The sequence below is a fragment of the Leucobacter sp. NPDC015123 genome (assembly GCF_043080205.1).
GTDB classification, from domain to species: Bacteria; Actinomycetota; Actinomycetes; order Actinomycetales; family Microbacteriaceae; genus Leucobacter; species Leucobacter aridicollis_A.
In genome coordinates, this window is sequence record NZ_JBIBVH010000005.1 from 36,299 (window position 1) to 56,758 (window position 20,460).

The window sequence follows — 20,460 nt, forward strand, 5'->3', positions numbered from 1 at the left end:
CCTTGCGTATCTCCACAGACGACCACGCGACGCGCGCTGCCAGTACGGTGCTCACCGTCGACGCCGGCCATGGGATGAGCGCGCGAGGCAAGTTCATCGCCGGTATTCTCACTGTGTTGCTGCTCCTCGGAGCCGGTGTCGCGCTCGCGATGGCCGACTCGCTGCCGATGTTTGGTGGCCGTACGAACACTGTCGCCGCTGGCGGGACGCCGCAAGCGCCTGAGCGGTTGGGTAGCGGGACGACTGTACAGGGCGCGACAACGCTTCCCGCGGCGACGATTCAGGCGGAATGGGACGGCCCGGCCGTTCACCTGGATTGGACCGGAGCCGAGTACGCGCGGGCGGAGACCACATTCATCGGCGACCGGAAGGCGTCACCCGGTGACCGTGTGACCCGCACCCTGAACGTCGTGAACGCAGGCCCCGGTGAGGGCGTTGCCGCCGTGACGCTTGACGTGACCGAGCTCATCCCTGAGGGAGCGTTGAACCCTGAGCTTGCGAAGGACGTCACGCTGTTCTGGGATGTCGCTGGCGTGACTGGCGAGGAAACGTTCGAGGCGTTGAAGGCCGGTGACCGCGTTTCAGTTGCCGAGGTCGCGGTTGCGAAGGGCGCAACGGTGCCAGTCACATTCGGGTTCGCGATGGACGCGGGCGTTGAGACGTCGAACGCGTCTGGTGCTCCGTCGACCGAGCTGAGCTTTGATGTTGGTGTGAACCTCACGGGCGAAACGTCGACCCCCGAGATCAGTGTGACAGGCGGCACTGGCATGCTCGCCCTGATCTGCATCGCACTCGCGCTACTGCTCATCGGTTTCATGCTGTTCGCAGCGAAGCGGCGTCGTGATGACGAAGACGAGATCCAGATCGAGGCGAGCTAGACCCGGTTAGTCACAGGTCGCCTCGCGAACCGCACGGCAATGTAGACGCCCGCGGCAAGCGAGGCAATCCCGAGCGGAATGTGCAGCGCCATTCCGAGGCTCAGATGCCCAAGCGTGAACTGCACGAGCTCGAGCCCGAGTAGCATGAGTGACAAGTGGAACGCGTCGCGCGGCCACCCTGCCCGGCCCTTCCACGCTGCAAGCGTGACGAACACCTGCACGATGGCGATGGCGACGACCGTCATCGCGACAATCCGGTGCATCGTCTGCGGGCTCGGGCTCATCGCATCAAGCATCGCCCCCGCGAGAAACGGCTGCGCGGCGAGCAACGCCGCGTGCAGGATCAGAGTCCAGCGGGCGACCGCCGCAACCGCGCGGCCCGCCGGGATTCGATCAGTGGCCGGCATGTGAACCTCCATCGCCGATTGCTTGTGTGTCGAGCGGCCCGGCGGTTTCGCCCGGGCGCACGACGACGAACTGGGCCATCATGCCCTGATCTTCGTGCTGGAGCAGATGGCAGTGGAACATGTAGGGCATGTGCGGGTCTGTCGACGTGCCGAACTCAACATCAATGATGACTGTGCGGCTCGGCGGCGCGTACACGGTGTCCTTCCAGCCGCGCAGCTCAGCCGTGGGCTTTCGGCCATCGATCGAGTACACCCTGAAGCGCGCGTTATGGATGTGCAGATTGTGGGGGAGGAAATGCTCGTTCGTGATCAGCCAGCGTTCGCGACTGCCGACTGTGACGACCTCGTCGATCCGTGCCATATTCATCCGGCGATGATTGATCTTGTTGTCTTGCAAAGTGACAGTGCGCCGCACGTCGGGCTCGGGCGGATCTGTGAGTGGCGCGGCGAATGCCCCGCCCGCCGCAACCCAGGCGTTCATTTCCGTGAGCGTCGCGGGGGCTGTCGACGCCGTCCCCGGTGGCGCGCTGTCGTCCGCGTTGGCTCGGCTGAGTTCGAGCACGTCGAACGTGTCGCGGGTACCGCTCGCGCGTTCAGTGGTGCTCAGCAGGCCAAGCGTGTGCGGCACGGAGCGCAGCATTGCGGTCTGGCCAGGTTCGAGCGCAACGATAACCTCGGCGCGTTCTCCGGGGGTCAACGTGAGTCCGGCGACCGATACCGGTTTCGGCAGCAGCCCGGAGTCGGTCGCGACGAGCACTAGCGGGCCTGTATCGAGCTGGAAGCGATAGCTTCGCGCGGTGGAGCCATTGAGAATGCGCAGTCGCGTGAGTTCCCTCGTAGCGCTGAAGCGCGGCGACACGGTGCCGTTGACGAGGAGCGTGTCGCCGAGCATTCCCGAGGCGTCTCGCCTGCGCTCGTCGAACGCGCCGTCGGCCGTGAAGCTTCGATCTGTCACGACGACTGGGACGTCGTCGACGCCGTAGTCGCGCGGCAGCGGAAGGTCGGCCGGAGGCTTCTCATCCTCGATGAGGAAAAGCCCGGCGAGTCCGCGATACACGTGTGCCTCGGTTGTCCCGTGGTTGTGCGGGTGGTACCAGAGCGTCGCGGCGGGCTGTTCGACTGTCCACTCCGCTGTCCAACTGTCGCCGGGGACTATCGGCTGGTGTGGGCCGCCGTCGGCCGCTGCGGGAACCTTCATGCCGTGCCAGTGGGTCGTCGTCACCTCGGCGAGCTCGTTTCGCACGACGACGCGCACCCGTTCGCCCTGTGCCGCGCGGAGCGTCGGGCCGCCGAATGCACCGTTGTATCCCCACGTTGGCGTCTGTGTGCCCGCAACGAACGAACTCGTGCCGGCGCCCGCGACAAGCTCGAAGGCGCGCACGCCGTCAGCGCCAACCGTGCCGGTGTCAAGCCGGGGAATGGCGAGGTCTCTGCGGTCGAGAGCGTCTCCGGCTTGTGCTCCCGATCCTGACCCCGTCTCGGGCGAGAGAACCGGGCGCCTCGTCACCCGCCAGCCTCCGAGCGCGACGATCGACGCGGTCACCGCGCCCGCCGCTGCCGCAGCAAGCACACCCCTGCGCGTGAATCGCGATGAGTCAGGCATGAGCCTCCTTGAGCCAGTGATTGACGTTCACGCCACCCATCAAGTATCGCCCATCCGTTCGCCCGAAATGTGGGAACACTCTGCGCCTCGCGTAGGATGGATGTCTACGTCTACACTACGGAGGAACCCGCCAAATGAGCGAGCAGACTGCGCCGAACCCCGCCACTGAAGAAGTTCAGAGCGAGGAGGAAATCTTCGAGCAGAAGCGCATCCGTCTCGAGAAGCGGGAGCGGCTGAACGCCGCGGGTGACCTCGCAGGCGGCGCGTACCCGGTCGCCGTGCCTGTGACCACCACGATCCCGGCCGTTCGGGCAACGTGGGGGCACCTGGAAGAGAACCCCGACTCGGCGTCGGGAGAGATCGTCGGGATCGCTGGTCGTATCGTCTTCCAGCGCAACACTGGCAAGCTCTGCTTTGCTTCGATCCAGGCAGGCGACGGCACTCGCATTCAGGCCATGCTGTCGCTCGCCGAGGTTGGTGAGGAGTCGCTCGCCGAATACAAGGAGCTCACCGACCTCGGTGACCACCTGTTCGTGAGGGGGGAGGTCGTCTCGAGCCGCCGCGGCGAACTCTCGGTGATGGTCACCGAGTGGCAGGTCGCCGCGAAGGCCATCGCGCCACTTCCGAACCTGCACGCCGAGCTCAACGAGGAAACGCGGGTGCGCCAGCGCTACCTCGACCTCATCGCCCGCGAGCAGGCACGTGTCAACGTGATCACCCGCGCACGCACAATGGCGAGCCTCCGCGACACGTTCGCGAAGCGCGGTTTCATTGAGGTCGAGACGCCGATGCTCCAGACAATGCACGGAGGAGCTTCGGCACGTCCATTCGTGACGCACTCAAACGCGTTCGACATGGAACTCTACTTGCGCATCGCGCCTGAGCTCTTCTTGAAGCGCGCAGCAGTTGGCGGGCTTGAGCGTGTCTTCGAGATCAACCGCAACTTCCGCAATGAGGGCGCCGATTCGACCCACAGCCCCGAGTTCGCCATGCTTGAGTCGTACCAGGCATACACCGACTACAACGGTATCGCCGACCTCACGCAAGAACTCGTGCAGAATGCGGCGCTCGCTGCAAACGTCGGCTCCGAGCGCGAGGGCACTCACGTCGTGAAGTGGGCAGACGGTACGCTCTTCGATCTCGGGGGCGAGTGGAATCGTATCTCGATGTACGACTCCCTCTCAGAGGCCGCAGGCAAGCAGATCACGCCCGAGACGAGTGTCGCTGAGCTGCAGGCCCTCGCGGACGCCGAAGGCGTCGAGGTGCCACTCGCGAACCACGGCAAGCTTGTCGAAGAGCTGTGGGAGCACTTCGTGATTGACTCCCTCACGACCCCGACGTTCGTCATGGACTTCCCGGTCGAGACGAGTCCGCTCACCCGCCACCACCGTTCGATCCCGGGCGTCGTCGAGAAGTGGGACCTCTACATTCGCGGCTTCGAGCTCGCGACAGGGTACTCCGAGCTCATCGACCCAGTGGTGCAGCGCGAGCGCTTCATGCAGCAGGCCGCCGAGGGTGCGCGTGGCGATGTCGAGGCGATGAAGGTTGACGAGGACTTCCTCCGAGCGCTCGAGCACGCTATGCCTCCGACCGGCGGCATGGGCATGGGCATGGATCGTCTGCTGATGGCGCTCACAGGCCTGGGAATCCGCGAGACGATCCTCTTCCCGCTCGTCAAGTAGCGGCCGCGGAACACGGCACCGAAGGGCCCCGACCGCGCGGGGCCCTTCGTGCGCCCGGCCTGCGCTTTCCTGTGCGCGGCCGCGGTGCCGGATTGGCAGGGAACAATCGTGTCGCGCCCAGGTAATCCCAGGGGCGCTGGGGGTAAAGTTGGCAATTATGGATAACTGGTGGATGAATGCAGTCTGGTCGCTCACGCCGACCGTGCTCATCGGGCTCTTCTTCTGGATGGTTATGAGGCTCATTCTCCGGGCCGATCGCACCGAGCGACGCATCTACCGCGAGATCGAGAACGAGGAACGCCAGAAGGCTGGTCTCCCGGCCCGCGAGGAGTAGCTCCCGCTTTTTCGCTACAGTTAATGCAAGCGCGAGGCTTCGCGCAATCATTGCATTCTCAGGGAAAGGGCCGATATGGAGTTCTTTTCCGGCTGGAACTGGGCCTACATTGGCGCCGTCGTCGCCCTGATTATCGACAACGCGATCCGCATCACCGCGCTGTTTGTCGTGCCGCGCAACAGGCGTCCAACCTCAGGCATGGCCTGGTTGCTCGCGATCTTCCTGCTCCCTGTGCCTGGCCTGATCGTCTTCCTCATCATTGGCTCGAACCGGCTCCCCAAGCATCGCGAAGCGAAGCAAGACGCAATCAACGAGCTCGTTTCAAGCCTCGCGGAGCGCGAGAACCAGGGCCTGATCTCCGATATAGACGCGATGTCGCCCGGGCTCGAGAGCGCCGTCAGGCTCGGCCAGACCCTCGGTGCGCAGCCGATGCTGCGCGGCAACCTCGCGACCATGACGATCGACTACGAACTGTCGTTTCATCAGATCGCTGCCGCAATCGACAGGGCAACAGAGTACGTGCACGTACAGTTCTACATTCTCGTGCACGACGAGACGACCGACGTTGTCTTTGAGGCGATGCGAAACGCAGTCGGGCGCGGCGTGAAGGTTCGCGTGATGCTCGACCATATCTCGGCTGTGCGCAACCCGGGCCGCCGACGAACTGCGCAGAGCCTCGAAGACATGGGGGCGGAGTGGACATACATGCTCCCGGTGCGCCCGTGGCGCGGCGAGTACCAGCGCCCAGACCTTCGCAACCACCGCAAGCTCGTTGTCGTTGACGGCAAGGTCGGGTTCACGGGCTCGCAGAACCTTGTCGACTCGAGCTACAACAAGCGCGGCAATATTCGACGGGGCCTGCACTGGCGAGACATCATGGTTCGAGTCGAGGGTCCGATCGTGCTCGGCCTCGAGGCAGTATTCCAGGCTGATTGGTACCTCGAGACTGACACGTACCTCGAGCAGCTCGATATTGATTCGTTCGAGACTGAGTTTCCGGGCGACCTCGACTGCCAGATCGTACCGAGCGGCCCCGGCTACGCGGCAGAGAACAACCTGCAGGTCTTCGTGTCGCTGCTCTACACCGCGCGCCGCCGGATCAGCATCACGAGCCCCTATTTCGTGCCTGACGGCTCGATCATGAACGCGCTTCGGGCCGCGACTGCCAGAGGGGTTGAGGTCGAGCTTTTCGTCTCAGAGATCGGCGACCAGGCGCTTGTGTATCACGCGCAGCGCTCGTACTACGAGGAGCTTTTGAACGCCGGGGTGCGTATCTGGATGTACCGCCCGCCCTTCATTCTGCACTCGAAGCACTTCACGATCGACGACGATGTTGCGGTGGTGGGATCCTCGAACATGGACCCGCGTTCGTTCGGTCTGAACATGGAGATCTCGATGGTCGTACGCGGGGCGAGTTTCGTGCGCGACCTCGACGAGGTCACCGACTACTATCGGGCGAACTCGCGGGAGCTGCTTCCCGCCGAATGGGCGAAGCAACCCGTTCGGTCGCAGTTGCTCGACGGCCTCGCCCGACTGACCTCAGCCTTGCAGTAGCGGCTTCGCTTCGGCCGCTTCCAGTGGCGTCGCAGCGTAGCCTGTCGCCTCGCGCCGGAGTAGCCAGATTTCGCCGTTCAGGATCCGCGGCACGTCGACGCCAGTGAGCCGCTGGATGCCGGCGCGCAGCATTGCCCCGTGCGCAACAATAATGCCGCCGGGTGAGGTGTCGTAGAGGCTGGCGATCGCTGTTGCGGAGCGCTCGGCGACTTCCCTGAGCGGCTCCGCGCCAGGGATCCCGCTGAGGCCTGGCCAGCGTGCCTCAATGTCAGGAACTGAGAGTCCCTCGGCCTCGCCGAAATCGCGCTCCCACAGCCCATCGTTGATCGCGGGAGAGCCGAGGCCAAGGGCGGCCCCAATGATGTCTGCGGTCTCGATTGCGCGGCCGAGGGGTGAGGCGTGCACTGACGTCCAGGTGTGTGCCGCGAGGGCCGCGGCCGCGGCGCGAGCCTGCGCCCTGCCAGTGTCGTTCAGCGGCACCTCTGTGCGGCCCTGAATGCGCCTGGCCCGGTTCCACTCAGTCTCGCCGTGGCGGACGAGGGCGAGCACGGGCGTATCGGTGGCAGTCATACCTCAACGGTAGTCGGTGGCGCAGGCGCCCGTCCTGAGAAGCGTGCCGCTAGACAATTCAGTTAGTGACCGCTAACCTAATTGCGAACGGGTGCACGGACGCACCCGACCGTGAACCGGAAGGGGACGTCGATGGAGACTCTCGCGAGCCAGGCGAGACCTGCAAGTGCCGAGTACCGCGCGAACGAGGACGCACACAGGGCGGCAGTGAATGCGCTGCGCGAGCGCCTCGCTGAGATCGCGCTCGGCGGCAGCGAGGCGTCGCGCGAACGCCACGTCGGGCGTGGCAAGTTGCTCCCGCGAGATCGAGTCGAGCGCCTCGTCGATAGGGGGAGCCCGCTGCTCGAAGTCGGAGCCCTGGCTGCCGACGGTGTCTACGACGACGACATCCCGGCCGCAGGGCTCATCACCGCTGTCGGCGAAATCCACGGCCGCAAGGTCATGATCATCGCGAATGATCCGACAGTGAAGGGCGGCACCTACATGCCGCTCACGGTGAAGAAACACCTTCGTGCGCAGGAGATCGCGGCCGAGAACGAGCTGCCGTGCGTGAGCCTCGTCGACTCGGGCGGCGCCTTCCTGCCGCTGCAGGACGACGTCTTTCCAGACCGCGAGCACTTCGGCCGCATCTTCTACAACCAGGCCCGCATGTCGGCGCGCGGCATTGCGCAGATCGCCGCCGTGATGGGGTCGAGCACCGCCGGCGGCGCCTACGTTCCCGCGATGAGCGACGAGGTCGTCATCGTGCGTGAGCAGGGCACCATCTTCCTTGGTGGCCCGCCGCTCGTGAAAGCCGCGACGGGTGAGGTCGTGAGCGCAGAGGAACTCGGCGGTGGCGTCACGCACACCCGCGACTCAGGGGTCGCAGATCACCTCGCGGAGAACGACGAGCACGCGCTCGAGATCGTGCGCGACATCATTGCGCAGCTACCGGCCCCCCCGCCGCGCGCCTGGGATGTCACCGAGCCGGAGGAGCCGGCGGTCGACCCGAGCCAGCTCTACGGCGTCGTGCCGCCCGAGCCGCAGTCGCCCTACGATGCGCGTGAGATCATCGCGCGAATCGTCGACGGTAGCCGCTTCCATGAGTTCAAGCGCGACTTCGGCTCGACGCTCGTCACTGGTTTCGCCCGCATCGAGGGGCACCCAGTCGGCATCATCGCGAACAATGGCGTGCTGTTCGCCGAGTCGGCCCAGAAGGGCGCGCACTTCGTGCAACTGTGCGACACCCGCAAGATCCCGCTCGTGTTCCTCCAGAATCTCTCGGGCTTCATGGTCGGCCGTGAATATGAGCGCGGCGGCATCGCGAAGCACGGCGCGAAGATGGTGACAGCCGTTGCCTGCGCCCGCGTGCCGAAGCTCACTGTCATCGTCGGCGGATCCTTCGGGGCGGGCAACTATGCAATGAGCGGCCGCGCCTACTCCCCGCGCTTTCTCTGGATGTGGCCGACGTCGCGTATCGGCGTGATGGGCGGCCCGCAGGCTGCATCCGTGCTCGCGACAGTGAAGCGGGATCAGATTGAGGCAAAGGGCGGCACGTGGAGCGCAGAAGAGGAAGCCGAGTTTTCGCGCCCAACCCTTGAACGCTTCGCCGAGCAAAGCGACGCACGCTACGCGAGCGCCAGGCTGTGGGACGACGGGATCATCGATCCACTCGACACTCGCGCGGTGCTTGGCCTCGCGCTCGATACAGTTTCGCGGGCGCCGCTCGCGGATCAGGGCTACGGAATCTTTCGGATGTGATGGCGATGTTCTCTTCAGTACTTATTGCAAACCGCGGCGAGATCGCCTGCCGGATTATCAAAACCCTGCGCGAGCTCGGCGTCCGCTCGGTCGCCGTATACAGCGAGGTCGACGCGGAAGCGCCGCACGTGCGGCTCGCGGACGAGGCAGTCGCGCTTGACGGCTCAGAGGCGGGGAGTGCTGGCGGCTACCTCAGCGTCACGCAGATCGTCGCCGCCGCGAAGGCCACGGGGGCCGAGGCGATCCACCCGGGCTACGGCTTCCTCTCGGAGCAGCCTGCACTCGCACTCGCGTGCGCCGAAGCAGGGATCGTGTTCGTTGGACCCTCGGTCGAAGCCCTCGAAGTGATGGGCGACAAGATTCGCGCCCGCGAACGGGTCTCGAAGCGTGGCGTCCCTGTCGTACCCGGCGTTTCGGAGCCCGGGCTTTCAAACGATGAGCTCCTCTCGCGCTCTGCCGAGCTCGCTTTCCCAGTGCTCGTGAAGCCTGCCGCTGGTGGCGGCGGCAAAGGCATGCACGCAGTCGCGAAGCCCGAGGACCTCGCCGATGCGCTCGCGACTGCGCGGCGGGAAGCGAAGGCATCCTTCGGCGACGACACGCTCTTTCTTGAGCGACTCATCACGCGCCCTCGCCACATCGAGGTGCAGGTCGTCGCAGACAGCCACGGTACTGTGATCCACCTCGGCGAGCGCGAGTGCTCGCTGCAGCGCCGCCACCAGAAAGTCATCGAGGAGGCGCCAGCGCCGAACCTCAGCGACGAGTTGCGCGCCAAGCTCGCGGAGGCGGCTGTCGAGACTGCCCGTAGCATCGACTACCGCGGCGCTGGCACCGTCGAGTTCATCGTGTCGGCAGACGACCCGAACGACTTCGCATTCATGGAGATGAACACGCGACTGCAGGTCGAGCACCCAGTCACTGAGGAGGTCACTGGCGTCGATCTCGTCGCAGCGCAGCTGCGCGTCGCCGCTGGCGAGCCGCTCGGCATCGAACAGGCAGACGTGCGCCTCGACGGACACTCAATCGAGGCGCGCATTTACGCTGAGGACCCGCGCTCAGGCTTCCTGCCGACGGGCGGCGTGCTCGAGGCAGTCTCGCTGCCGCAGGGCGAGGGCATTCGAGTCGATGCGGCCCTGACCGAGGGATCAAAGATCACGTCTGACTACGATCCGATGCTCGCGAAAGTCATCACCTGGGCACCTGACAGGGACGGCGCGATCCGGCTGTTGCGCGGCGCACTCACAGACACCGTGACCCTCGGCGTCAACACAAACGTCGAGTTCCTGCGGCTGCTGCTCGACAATGCCGACGTCCGCGCTGGCTTGCTCGACACCGCGCTCATCGAGCGGGTCACACCCGAGCTCGCGTTCCGTGACCCAGACGATACTGTGTTCGCCGCGGCTGCCCTCGTGCTCTACTCGCGTGAAGCCGCAGCCTCGACACCCAGAGCCGCTGGGCTCGGCTGGCGCGTCGGCGAACACGCGGCGGCGCGCTTCCGCCTGCGAGTCGCAGGTCAGACTGAGACTGTGCGCACCGTGCACGTCGCGGGTGAGCCAGGCGTTGCGCGCGTGCGCGTCGAGGGGGGCGAGTGGCGCGCTGCGGGAGTCCGCGTAGCCGAGCGGGCAGACAGCACCCAGCGTCCGAGCGGAACCGCACAGGTCAGGATCGATGGGCGGACCGAGCACATCCACTTCGTCTTCGACCCCCGCGCCGTGAGCGCAAAACCAGGGGCGATTGATGGGGCGCTGCGACTTGCGAGCGGCGGTGCCGCCTGGAGATTCGAGGACGTCGTGCTCGAGCGCGTGACCCGCTCTGACGCTGCAGCCCCCGAACTCCTGTCGCCGATGCCTGGCGCAGTCGTCGCGGTGCACGCCGAGGACGGCGCAGCGGTGGCTGCTGGCCAACCGGTGCTCAGCGTTGAAGCGATGAAGATGGAGCACGTCCTTCGCGCTCCAGTCGCAGGCACGCTCGTGCTCCGCGTCGCCGCGGGGCAGCAGGTTGGCGCGAATGAGGTGCTCGCCGAGGTCACTCCTGACGCAGACGCCGCCGGGGCGGAGACGAGTGAACTAGGATCGGCGGAAGACACGCCGAGCGAGGCAGCCAAGGAGGGCGTAGCACGATGACGGGGCGCATTTTTGAACAGCGTGGTCGATACTTCGAAGAGTTCGAGGAGGGCGACGTCTACGTGCACGCGCCAGCCCGCACAGTCACCGAGGCCGACAACGTGCTCTTCACCACACTCACGATGAACCCGCAGTCGCTGCACCTCGACGCCGAATGGTCTGCGTCGACAGAGTTCGGTGAGCGGCTCGTCAACAGCATGTTTACCCTGTCAACAATGGTTGGCCTGTCGGTCGCGCAGCTCACACAGGGCACCATCGTCGCGAACCTCGGCATGACTGACATCCGTTTCCCGTCGCCGATGCGCGCTGGCGACACGATGACCGCCGAGACCCGCATCCTTGGCAAGCGCCTCTCGAAATCGCGACCGGGCCAGGGAGTCGTCGAGTTCGAGCACACTGCGCGCGACCAGCGAGGCAACGTCGTGGCAGTCGCCAAACGATCCACTCTCATGCGCTGCCGCCCTGAGGGAACTGCAAGCGTCGACGCGACTGGCTCCGCCGAGTCCTCGGCACATCGTACTGAGGGGGACGCGTGATTACAGGCCCTGCACTGCTGTTCTGCCCAGGGGATCGCCCAGACCGATACGCGAAGGCGTTCGAACGAGCCGACAGCGTCATCATCGACCTTGAAGACGCAGTCGCCCCTGGTGACAAGGAGACCGCGCGAGCTGCGCTTGTGGCGACGCCACTCGATACTGAACGGGTCATCGTGCGCGTGAACCCACGGACCTCCGAATTCTTTGCAGCCGACCTCGCCGCCCTTGCGCAGACGGCGTACCGTGCGGTCATGCTCCCCAAAGCCGAGCAGTCGAGCGACCTTGACGGGCTCGAGGGGTACGAGGTGATCGCCCTCTGCGAGACCCCAATCGGCATTCGCGACGTCGACGCGCTCGCCGTAGACCCGCGGGTGGCGGCGCTCACCTGGGGTGCTGAAGACCTCGTTGCCGGGATCGGGGGCTTCAAGAGCCGCACGCCAGACGGTCAGCTCGGGCAGCTCGCACAGTACTCCCGTTCGCGCGTGTTAATCGCGGCGTCGGCCGCGGGTAAGCCCGCCTACGACACAGTGCATACAGATCTTGCGAATGATGAGGGGCTTCGCTCGGAAGCCTCTGAGGCGGCTGCCTCCGGGTTTCGCGGCGCGATGTGCCTCCACCCGCGCCAGGTTCCGATTCTGCGCGAGGCCTACTCGCCAGACGCGACGGCGATCGCGTGGGCGACAGGGGTGCTCGACGCCGCGGCCTCCGCGGCGAGCGGTGTCTTTGCATACAATGGCCAAATGATCGACGAACCGCTCATGCGCCAGGCGCGCCGCATTGCAGAAGTCGCGGCATCTGCTCGTCGCCCCGACGCCGGGGGAGTCCCGGAGGGCTGAGGCTGACGCATGGTGTTCGAAGCGGGCGGGCAAGGAGCGGCTGAACAGTCGCCCTCGCCGGTTGTGCCGCGACGGTCGGCGTCGCTCCTTCTCGTGCGTGATGACCCGCTGAGAGTGCTCATGCTCAGGCGGGGGAGCACGAGGGGTGCGTTTCCATCGGCGCTGGTGTTTCCCGGGGGCGTGCTCGAAGCGGCTGACGGCGCTACTGCGGTCGCCCACGGACACGCCCACGACGACGAGTCGGCCGCGTTGCGGGCGACGGCGATCCGTGAGACCTGGGAAGAAGTTGGCGTGTTGCTTGCCCGCGACCCAAACGGCCGACTGCTGACAGCGCCGCAGGTCCCCACCCCCATTGCGGCGGGTGCCGCGGGGCTCGGCGGCGTGCTCGGGGCAACCGCGGCTCGGCTCGCCCTTGACGAGGTCGTACCGTTTGGGCGGTGGATTACCCCGCTCGGCGGCAAGCGCCGGTTCGACACCGATTTCTTCATTGCCCGTGCCCCCGAGGGGCAGGAGCCGACCGCTGATGGAGTTGAGGCTGTCGCGCTGCGCTGGGTCGAACCAGCAGAGGTGCCCTCGTTGACGAGCGAGATGCTGTTATTGCCGACGCGCATGAACCTCAGGAGGCTCGGCTCATTTCGCTCTGTCGCCGAAGCCGTTGACGCGGCACCCGGTTTGCCCCGCGTGGCGGTCATGCCGACCGTGGGGTTTGACGGAGCGGGCAATCCTGTCGTGCGAATCCCCGCAGATGCGGGCTACGGCATTACTGAGTTTCACCCGAAAGACCCAGGGCACTTCCAATTCGAACGATAGGAACTCAGGTACTGGTCCGGCTCCACCCCGACGCAGACCCAGGAAGGCTAGGGAGAATCGGCAGTGAAGAGCGCGCTGAGCGCGAGGTCGGCCAAGATGTCTCGCACCCTGGACGGTGATGCGAGCGAGCCGCTGTACGGGGTCGAATTGAGCAGGCCGAAGACGGCGTGCAGCCTGACCGTGAGATCCGCCCTGCTCGCGTCCGGCATGAGACGTTCGGTGATCTGCACCCATCCGTTCACGTAACGGCGCTGGAGGCTGCGCACTCGGCGGCGGGGCTCTTCCGGGAGGTTCACGAGTTCGCGCTCCTGCGCGAGGATCACGTCTCGCTCGTTCGTCGCAAAATCGAGGTGGAAGCGAACGAGTCTGCGCAGGGTTTCCTCGTCACCGAGCTTCTCCGCGATGATCGCCTCGTAGCCTGCGAGGAGCCGCTCACTCGCGCCGACGAGCAGCTGCGTGAGAATGTCTTCCTTGCTCGAGAAATGCCTGTAGAGCGCTGGGCCGCTGACTCCGACAGCTGAGCCGAGCAGATCGATCGAGACGCCGCTGAAACCCCGTTCGGCGATGAGGGCCGCCGCCGCCTCGAGGTAGCGCTCGCGACGCTCTGCCTTGGCGGCCTCCCTCGGTGAACTTGCCATGGCCTCATCGTATCCCAGGGTCACGACTTCCGCAGGATGCCGCGACTCGTCGGTTATCGCACGGTAACCTTGCCGGGTGCCGGGGGGTATGTGATGAGCCTGGTTCTTACTCAGTGACGACGAGCAGGTCTCCTACCTCGCACTCGAGGGCGCGACAGATCGCGGTGAGCGTCGTGAATCGAATCGCCTTTGCTCGATCGTTCTTGAGTACCGAGAGGTTCACGATGCTCACGCCGACGCGATCAGCGAGCTCGGTGAGCGTCATGCCGCGCTCCGTAAGGAGCTCGTCGAGTCTGCAGTGGATTGAGTGCCCGTCTTCGGGCTCGGCCGGGGTCATACGAGCCCCTCTGTTTCGCGCTGGAGGCGAGCGCCGACAGCGAAGGCTGTCGCAACGACGGCGACTGTGAAGGCAGTGAGGAGATAGACGAGAGGGTCGGCTGCGAACACTGTCGTCGCGAGGTTCTCGCCGGCGGCGGACCTGACGGCTTCGTTTGCAAGCATCGTGCTGGCGAGATTCGCGAGTGAGTAACCGATCAGGCCGGTGATGCCTGCGGTGACGACGAGCGCCGTGTTGCGCCGCGAGAAGATGCTCCCGCGAAGGATCGAGGCTGCGAGCGCGAGGAGGCACGCCGTCACAACGATCGTTGTCACCGCGGCGAGGATTGGGCCGGCGACGCCCGGGATGAGTGCAGGGGTGGGGAGCGTGTCAACCCGGATCGTGCCGCTCGCTTCGGTGAGTGCGAGTATCTTGCCGGTTCCCACCTCTACTGAGACGGTTGCCTCCGGGGGGAGTGCCACGAACACCTCGTGCGGGCCCTGGCTGAGTACCGCCATGGCTCGCGCGACAGCCTGGACGGCGGTGAACACAACTATTGCCGCGCCCGCGACGACGAATGCCCAAATCGCGACTCTGTCGCCCCGCGATACCTCTGGGGTGTGGTGTGTCTGTTGCACAAGCGGCCTCCGCTGTCGGGCCGAGCCTCGCGATGAGGCCCGGCGATCCTTATCGATAATCGTTGTTATCGCTAATCGATAACATACGTGAATCCGCGGCGCGGCGTCAAGCCTGCCGCCAGCGAAGGTGTGCTCCGGGAACGCGCAATCGGGCGCCGTAACGCCTCTGGCGAACACGGCCCCACAAAGCCCCCGGTGCGCGTAGCCTTTAACCATCGGCGGTTCCATACCCCGTGGACCGTCAAGGAGGGTATAGATGTTTGAGAGATTCACTGACCGCGCTCGCCGCGTGATCGTGCTCGCCCAGGAAGAGGCGAAGCTGCTCAACCACAACTACATTGGTACTGAGCACATCCTGCTCGGCCTCATTCACGAGGGCGAGGGTGTCGCGGCGAAAGCTCTCGAGCAGCTCGACATCTCACTTGACGCTGTGCGCGCGCAGGTCACCGAGATTATTGGAACGGGTCAGCAGCCGCCGTCGGGTCATATTCCGTTCACACCGCGTGCGAAGAAGATGCTTGAGCTGAGCCTGCGCGAGTCGCTGCAGCTTGGCCACAACTACATCGGCACAGAGCACATTCTGCTCGGCCTCATTCGCGAGGGCGAGGGTGTCGCAGCCCAGGTGCTCGTGAAGCTCGGCGCCGACCTGAACCGCGTGCGCCAGGCAGTCATCCAGCTTCTCTCCGGCTACCAGGCCGGCAAGGAGAACGCGACTGTCGGCGCTCCCGAGGCGGGCGACGCCCCCAAGGGCTCGCAGGTGCTCGACCAGTTCGGCCGCAACCTCACGCAGGCCGCCCGCGAGGGCAAGCTCGACCCCGTTATCGGGCGCGAGAAAGAGGTCGAGCGGGTCATGCAGATCCTCTCGCGCCGCTCCAAGAACAACCCCGTGCTCATCGGTGAACCGGGCGTCGGCAAGACCGCCGTCGTCGAGGGCCTTGCGCAGGCAATTGTTAAGGGCGAGGTCCCTGAGACGCTGAAGGACAAGCAGGTCTACGTGCTCGACCTGTCGTCGATGATCGCCGGTAGCCGCTACCGTGGCGACTTCGAGGAGCGCCTGAAGAAGGTCACCAAGGAGATCCGCAACCGCGGCGACATCATCATCTTCATCGACGAGATCCACACGCTCGTCGGCGCCGGTGCTGCCGAGGGCGCGATTGACGCGGCGAACATTCTGAAGCCGATGCTCTCGCGCGGCGAGCTGCAGACGATCGGTGCGACAACGCTTGACGAGTTCCGCAAGCACTTCGAGAAGGACGCAGCGCTTGAGCGGCGTTTCCAGTCGATCATGGTGAACGAGCCGTCGCTGCCGCACACGATCAACATTCTGAAGGGCCTGCGCGACCGCTACGAGGCGCACCACAAGGTCTCGATCACTGACGGTGCGATCGTCGCCGCCGTGAATCTCGCGGACAGGTACGTGCAGGATCGCTTCCTGCCCGACAAGGCAATCGACCTGATCGACGAAGCTGGCGCTCGCCTGCGCCTCTCGATCCTGTCGAGCCCGCCCGAGCTTCGCGAATTCGACGAGAAGATCGCCGTTGTCCGCGCCGACAAGGAGCAGGCAATTGAGGCGCAGGACTTCGAGAAGGCGGCGAACAAGCGCGACGAAGAGAAGAAGCTCATCGCTGAACGCCTCCGCCTTGAGAAGCAGTGGCGCGCAGGCGATGTCGCGACGAACGCCGAGGTTGATGAGGGACTCATCGCCGAGGTGCTCGCACAGGCGACAGGCATTCCCGTCTTCAAGCTCACCGAGGAAGAGACCTCGCGTCTGCGCTTCATGGAAGATGCCCTGCACCAGCGGGTCATCGGCCAGAACGAGGCGATCTCGGCACTCGCGAAGACGATCCGCCGCCAGCGTGCAGGGCTCAAGGATCCGAAGCGCCCCTCGGGCTCGTTCATCTTCGCAGGCCCCACGGGCGTCGGTAAGACCGAGCTCGCCAAGGCACTCGCCGAGTTCCTGTTCGACGACGAGGACGCGCTCATCTCGCTCGACATGTCCGAGTACGGCGAGAAGCACACGGTCTCACGCCTGTTCGGTGCCCCTCCCGGGTTCGTCGGGTTCGAAGAGGGCGGCCAGCTCACCGAGAAGGTGCGCCGCAAGCCGTTCTCGGTCGTGCTGTTCGACGAGATCGAGAAGGCACACCCCGACATCTTCAACTCGCTGCTGCAGGTGCTTGAAGAGGGGCGTCTCACCGACGGCCAGGGCCGCGTTGTCGACTTCAAGAACACAGTCATCATCATGACGACGAACCTCGGATCGACAGCGATTGCTGGCGGCCCGGTCGGCTTCCAGCTCGAGGGCGACTCTCAGGTCGGGTACGAGACGATGAAGGGCAAGGTGAACGAGGAGCTCAAGAAGCACTTCAAGCCCGAATTCCTGAACCGTGTCGACGACACGATCGTGTTCCCGCAGCTCTCGAAGCCCGAGCTGCTGCAGATCGTCGACCTGTTTGTGAAGCAGCTGAAGGACCGGCTGCTCGACCGCGACATGTACATCGAGATCACCACGCCTGCGCGCGAGCGACTCGCAGAGATCGGGTACGACCCGACGCTCGGCGCTCGCCCGCTGCGCCGCGCGATGCAGCGGGAGATCGAGGATCAGCTCTCAGAGAAGATCCTCGGGGCCGAGCTGCTCGCTGGTGACACAGTGATGGTTGACGTCAAGGAGGGCAAGTTCACCTTCGACACGAAGCGTGACCAGCAGAAGTCGCACGGCGAGGCTTCGGCTTCGGCAGCGGCTGCCGCGGCCTCGACGGGGCTCACGCCCGGTCAGGCCGAGTAGCCCGAGTTCGTCCACACCCAAGAGGGGGTCCGGCATCCAGCCGGGCCCCCTCTTGCATTGCTGGGGTCGTATCCGACGTATCGGCCGTATGCCTGGGATCTGCAGAGGGTATGCCGCTCTTACCCGGGACACGGCCTTCTGCTGCAGATCCCATACGATGCATTCGAGTGTCGAGCGCCCTTGCGCACAGGGCCAGCTAGGCGATGGCGCCCTCATGGTCGAGAAGCCGCTGCTTTATCGCCGAGCCGAACAGGTACTTGCCGACACCGCCATCGGCGCGCACGATGCGATGACACGGAACGATGACCGCGACAAGATTCGTGGCGCAGCCAGACGCCGCGGCCCTGACTGCACCGGGTCTGCCCGCAAGCGCGGCGAGCTTCGTGTAGGTCACTGCATCGCCTGCTTGTACCTTTCGCAGTGCCCGCCACACCTCCCCGCGGAAGGGGGTCTCACGCTGTGAGACGGTGATCGCATCGAGCGCCGTGAGGTCGCCGCCGGCGTATGCCCGAAGCGCGTCTGGCACGGCGCCAGCTGTCTCGGGCAGTTGGGCAAGCCCCCGCGCAGCGAGGCCTGGATCGCTTGCGATGAGTCGGTCCCAGAGCGGGTCGGCGGCGACGTCTGGGTGGGGCTCGTCTCGCGTCTGATCGGGGACCGCCAGGAACCCGGCAGCGCACACCGCGTCATCTTCTGGGCGCCACACCGCAAGAAACGGACTGCCGACAATGTCGACGATTGTGTATGACAGGGGAGTGCTCATTGCTGTTCCTTCTGAGAGTGTGGGGGTGCGGGTGCAGTTGCGCCTGGTGTTGCGCTGGCGAGGAAATCCGCCCACAGAAACTGGGTGGCGTATCCGCGGAACGGGCGCCACGCGTCAGCGGCACGCTCGGCCTCCTTCGCCCCGGCGACGCCGAGCGCCCGGCGTAAGATCAGGTCGCCCGAAGGGTACGCGTCAGGGTCACCGAGGGCGCGCATCGCGATCAGCTCGACGGTCCACGGTCCGATGCCCCGCAGCGCGATGAGTTCGGCTCGTGCCCGCTCGCGGTCTGCGCCGGGGGTGATGTCGAGGCCTTCCTCGAGCGCGAGAGCGAGGCCCTGCAGCGTCGCAGCGCGGGCATGTGTGATTCGGAGCGTCGATTGCAGCGCCTCGGGGGATTCACCGGCGATCCGAGATACGTCGACACGGCCCGAAAAGCCCCGTTCGGCGCGTCTGTTCGGCTCGGCGTACTCGGCGAACAGGCGGCCCTGTAGTGTGCGGGCAGCTGCAAGCGAAACCTGCTGCCCGAGCACAGTCGCGAGCGCGAACTCGTGTGGGTCGCGTGCGCCTGGCAGGCGGAGCCCCGGGCGGGCTGCGACGAGTGGACCGAGGACGGGGTCGGCGGAGAACGCCTCCGCGAGCTGCGCCGGGTCTGCGTCGAGGTCGAGCATGCGCCTGACGATCTGGATCGCAGGCATAGTGTCTGCGAGGCTCGGGAGGGCGAGCACGACTGGGATACCGAGCATGCCTGGTCGTTGGTTGGCGACCTCGGGAACGTCGGACCACGAGATTGTCGCGTGGGCCGTGCCGCCAGGCACGTCGATCGCGTGAGAGGTCTGCGCGGGCGCCCCTGTGCCTGTGTCAGTCCCAATGAAATCCCTGACTGGGATCGCGTGCGCGGCGAGGAACGACCGAGTCGCGCGTCCATCGAATGGTGCTCGCGTCTGGAGCCTGAGCGTCACCCTTGGACACTCCTTCGACTCGGGACCCGGAGGTGAGTGCTGCCCAGGGGAAGCAGCGCCGTCTGGCTTCGCGATGCCCTGCCCGGGGGCACTCTGCCCGGTGCGGCGGGTGATCGCCGAGGGCGGCATGCCGAACTCCTCGCGCATCGTATCGCCGAACTGGCGCACGCTTCCGAACCCGGCGGCGAACGCGACGTCGGTGAGTGACAGGTCTGTCTGTTCGATGAGGATCCGTGCGGCGTGTGCACGCCGAGTCCGCGCGAGCTGGAGGGGGGTTGCTCCGATCTCGTCAAGCAGCATACGGCGGAGGTGGCGCTCGCTCACCGCCAGCGACTGCGCGAGGCCTGAGACGCCGCCAGCGTCGACGGCGCCGTCTCGGATACCGCGCACCGCACGTGCGACGAGGTCACTTCGGTGATCCCAGTCTCGACTGCCTGGGAGAGCGTCAGGGCGGCATCGCTTGCACGCGCGAAACCCGGCAGCAACGCAGGCAGCGGCGCTCGGAAAGAATCTGCAGTTCTCTGGCTTGGGTTTGCGTGCGGGGCACGACGGGCGGCAGTAGATACCTGTGCTCGTCACTCCAAGGTAGAACCTGCCGTCCCAGCGCCGATCGCGGCCTGACGCGGCGCGATAGCAGGCGTCGAAGCTAAGGGGCAGAGCTGCGAGTTGAGTGGACACGGATTCATTCTGCCGGGAGCGGCCGAGATGGGCACGCGGAAATCGGACACGACGGTGGGAGTCTGTGTGCGGACTAGACTTTGTGCATGAGTGTCAGCGACATTAGCGCCATCCGTGTTCGGCCCGCGACGACCCACGACGTCGTGGGGATCGTGAACCTTATGGAACCGCTTGTCGCGAGGCGAATCTTGCTCGGCAAGGACCTTGTTGAGCTCTACGGTGCAGTGCCAGGTTTCATGGTCGCGGAGGACGCCGATGGCAACGTCATCGGGTACGGTGCGCTTCACGTGATGTGGGAGCATCTCGGCGAGGTTCGCACTCTCGGCGTTTCCGAGGAGTATCTCGGTAAGGGCGTTGGCCGGGCCGTGCTCCTCGCGCTCGAAGAGCGCGCGCGTGGGCTCGGGCTGCAGCAGCTGTTCTGTTTGACGTTTGAAACTGAGTTCTTTGGGCGCAATGGGTTCGAGGAAGTCGGTGAGGATACCGAGCTCGTCGCCGCCGAGGTCTATGCCGAGCTGCTCCGGTCGCATGACGAGGGCATTGCCGAGTTTCTTGATCTTGCCCGAGTGAAGCCGAACACGCTTGGCAACACCCGCATGTTGAAGCGCCTGTAGTCAGGGGT

19 protein-coding genes are annotated in these 20,460 nt (G+C 65.5%); 11 read left to right on the plus strand and 8 right to left on the minus strand.

Translation table 11 applies throughout. The features are described 5' to 3' along the window. Positions 1-2: 2 nt before the first annotated feature. Entirely contained in the window at positions 3-878 is an 876-nt protein-coding gene (locus ACF07D_RS10825; RefSeq protein WP_255808284.1) for a hypothetical protein, read from the plus strand. On the opposite strand, the gene ACF07D_RS10830 is transcribed toward ACF07D_RS10825, so the two are convergent. Together ACF07D_RS10830 and ACF07D_RS10835 are read right to left on the minus strand one after the other, a co-directional pair. Then, complete coding sequence (locus ACF07D_RS10830) at positions 875-1,285, minus strand: hypothetical protein (protein WP_119284804.1); 411 nt, start codon at positions 1,283-1,285, stop codon at positions 875-877. The genes ACF07D_RS10825 and ACF07D_RS10830 overlap by 4 nt on opposite strands. Continuing rightward, positions 1,272-2,888 carry a multicopper oxidase domain-containing protein gene (locus tag ACF07D_RS10835; protein WP_119284803.1) on the minus strand — a complete coding sequence of 539 codons (1,617 nt, stop codon included), beginning with the start codon at positions 2,886-2,888 and terminating at the stop codon, positions 1,272-1,274. The genes ACF07D_RS10830 and ACF07D_RS10835 overlap by 14 nt, the downstream gene beginning before the upstream one ends. A 134-nt stretch (positions 2,889-3,022) precedes the next feature. On the opposite strand from ACF07D_RS10835, the gene lysS reads away from it, so the two are divergent. From lysS to cls, 3 genes are all read left to right on the plus strand, one after another. After that, positions 3,023-4,570 (plus strand): lysine--tRNA ligase, encoded by a 1,548-nt coding sequence (gene lysS / locus ACF07D_RS10840; RefSeq protein ID WP_391504909.1) that lies wholly within the window; start codon positions 3,023-3,025, stop codon positions 4,568-4,570. A 157-nt stretch (positions 4,571-4,727) separates the two neighbouring features. Further along, positions 4,728-4,904 (plus strand): hypothetical protein, encoded by a 177-nt coding sequence (locus ACF07D_RS10845; RefSeq protein ID WP_170219657.1) that lies wholly within the window; start codon positions 4,728-4,730, stop codon positions 4,902-4,904. 75 nt (positions 4,905-4,979) lie between these two features. Then, entirely contained in the window at positions 4,980-6,458 is a 1,479-nt protein-coding gene (gene cls, locus ACF07D_RS10850) for a cardiolipin synthase (protein WP_119284801.1), read from the plus strand. Here the strand turns inward: cls and ACF07D_RS10855 are convergent. Next, positions 6,444-7,028, minus strand: a complete 585-nt coding sequence (locus ACF07D_RS10855; RefSeq protein ID WP_391504910.1) for a histidine phosphatase family protein — start codon at positions 7,026-7,028, stop codon at positions 6,444-6,446. The two genes, cls and ACF07D_RS10855, sit on opposite strands and share 15 nt — an antisense overlap. A 132-nt stretch (positions 7,029-7,160) precedes the next feature. Here ACF07D_RS10855 and ACF07D_RS10860 point away from each other — a divergent pair, with 132 nt between their 5' ends. From ACF07D_RS10860 to ACF07D_RS10880, 5 genes are read left to right on the plus strand one after another with little or no spacing between them, the layout of a single operon-like run. Further along, positions 7,161-8,768, plus strand: a complete 1,608-nt coding sequence (locus tag ACF07D_RS10860) for a carboxyl transferase domain-containing protein (protein WP_391504911.1) — start codon at positions 7,161-7,163, stop codon at positions 8,766-8,768. Next, positions 8,768-10,888, plus strand: a complete 2,121-nt coding sequence (locus ACF07D_RS10865) for a biotin carboxylase N-terminal domain-containing protein (RefSeq protein WP_391504912.1) — start codon at positions 8,768-8,770, stop codon at positions 10,886-10,888. Before ACF07D_RS10860 ends, ACF07D_RS10865 begins: the two co-directional genes overlap by 1 nt. After that, positions 10,885-11,424: a MaoC family dehydratase gene (locus ACF07D_RS10870; protein ID WP_119284797.1), complete on the plus strand. Its 540-nt coding sequence runs from the start codon at positions 10,885-10,887 to the stop codon at positions 11,422-11,424. Before ACF07D_RS10865 ends, ACF07D_RS10870 begins: the two co-directional genes overlap by 4 nt. Further along, positions 11,421-12,260, plus strand: coding sequence for an HpcH/HpaI aldolase/citrate lyase family protein (locus tag ACF07D_RS10875; protein WP_391504913.1), 840 nt, complete (start codon positions 11,421-11,423; stop codon positions 12,258-12,260). The genes ACF07D_RS10870 and ACF07D_RS10875 overlap by 4 nt, the downstream gene beginning before the upstream one ends. Positions 12,261-12,269: 9 nt before the next feature. After that, the gene (locus ACF07D_RS10880; RefSeq protein ID WP_119284795.1) at positions 12,270-13,070 is read left to right on the plus strand and encodes an NUDIX domain-containing protein; all 801 of its coding nucleotides are present in this window, start codon (positions 12,270-12,272) and stop codon (positions 13,068-13,070) included. 47 nt (positions 13,071-13,117) lie between these two features. Here the strand turns inward: ACF07D_RS10880 and ACF07D_RS10885 are convergent, their stop codons facing one another. The 3 genes from ACF07D_RS10885 to ACF07D_RS10895 form a co-directional block, all read right to left on the minus strand. Next, positions 13,118-13,708, minus strand: coding sequence for a TetR/AcrR family transcriptional regulator (locus ACF07D_RS10885; protein ID WP_119284794.1), 591 nt, complete (start codon positions 13,706-13,708; stop codon positions 13,118-13,120). A gap of 106 nt (positions 13,709-13,814) precedes the next feature. Then, positions 13,815-14,045 carry a helix-turn-helix transcriptional regulator gene (locus ACF07D_RS10890; RefSeq protein WP_119284793.1) on the minus strand — a complete coding sequence of 77 codons (231 nt, stop codon included), beginning with the start codon at positions 14,043-14,045 and terminating at the stop codon, positions 13,815-13,817. Next, positions 14,042-14,662 carry a DUF2975 domain-containing protein gene (locus ACF07D_RS10895; RefSeq protein ID WP_391504914.1) on the minus strand — a complete coding sequence of 207 codons (621 nt, stop codon included), beginning with the start codon at positions 14,660-14,662 and terminating at the stop codon, positions 14,042-14,044. Before ACF07D_RS10895 ends, ACF07D_RS10890 begins: the two co-directional genes overlap by 4 nt. A 256-nt stretch (positions 14,663-14,918) precedes the next feature. Between ACF07D_RS10895 and ACF07D_RS10900 the strand changes: the two genes are divergently transcribed. Then, on the plus strand, positions 14,919-17,444 hold the full coding sequence (locus ACF07D_RS10900) for an ATP-dependent Clp protease ATP-binding subunit (RefSeq protein WP_119284792.1): 2,526 nt from the start codon (positions 14,919-14,921) through the stop codon (positions 17,442-17,444). Positions 17,445-17,640: 196 nt separating this feature from the next. Here ACF07D_RS10900 and ACF07D_RS10905 read toward each other — a convergent pair whose 3' ends face one another. Continuing rightward, positions 17,641-18,204 carry a methylated-DNA--[protein]-cysteine S-methyltransferase gene (locus ACF07D_RS10905; protein ID WP_391504915.1) on the minus strand — a complete coding sequence of 188 codons (564 nt, stop codon included), beginning with the start codon at positions 18,202-18,204 and terminating at the stop codon, positions 17,641-17,643. After that, positions 18,201-19,841 (minus strand): Ada metal-binding domain-containing protein, encoded by a 1,641-nt coding sequence (locus ACF07D_RS10910; protein WP_391504916.1) that lies wholly within the window; start codon positions 19,839-19,841, stop codon positions 18,201-18,203. The genes ACF07D_RS10905 and ACF07D_RS10910 overlap by 4 nt, the downstream gene beginning before the upstream one ends. A gap of 86 nt (positions 19,842-19,927) precedes the next feature. Here ACF07D_RS10910 and ACF07D_RS10915 point away from each other — a divergent pair, with 86 nt between their 5' ends. Next, positions 19,928-20,452, plus strand: coding sequence for an amino-acid N-acetyltransferase (locus ACF07D_RS10915; protein WP_255808273.1), 525 nt, complete (start codon positions 19,928-19,930; stop codon positions 20,450-20,452). Positions 20,453-20,460 lie beyond the last annotated feature (8 nt).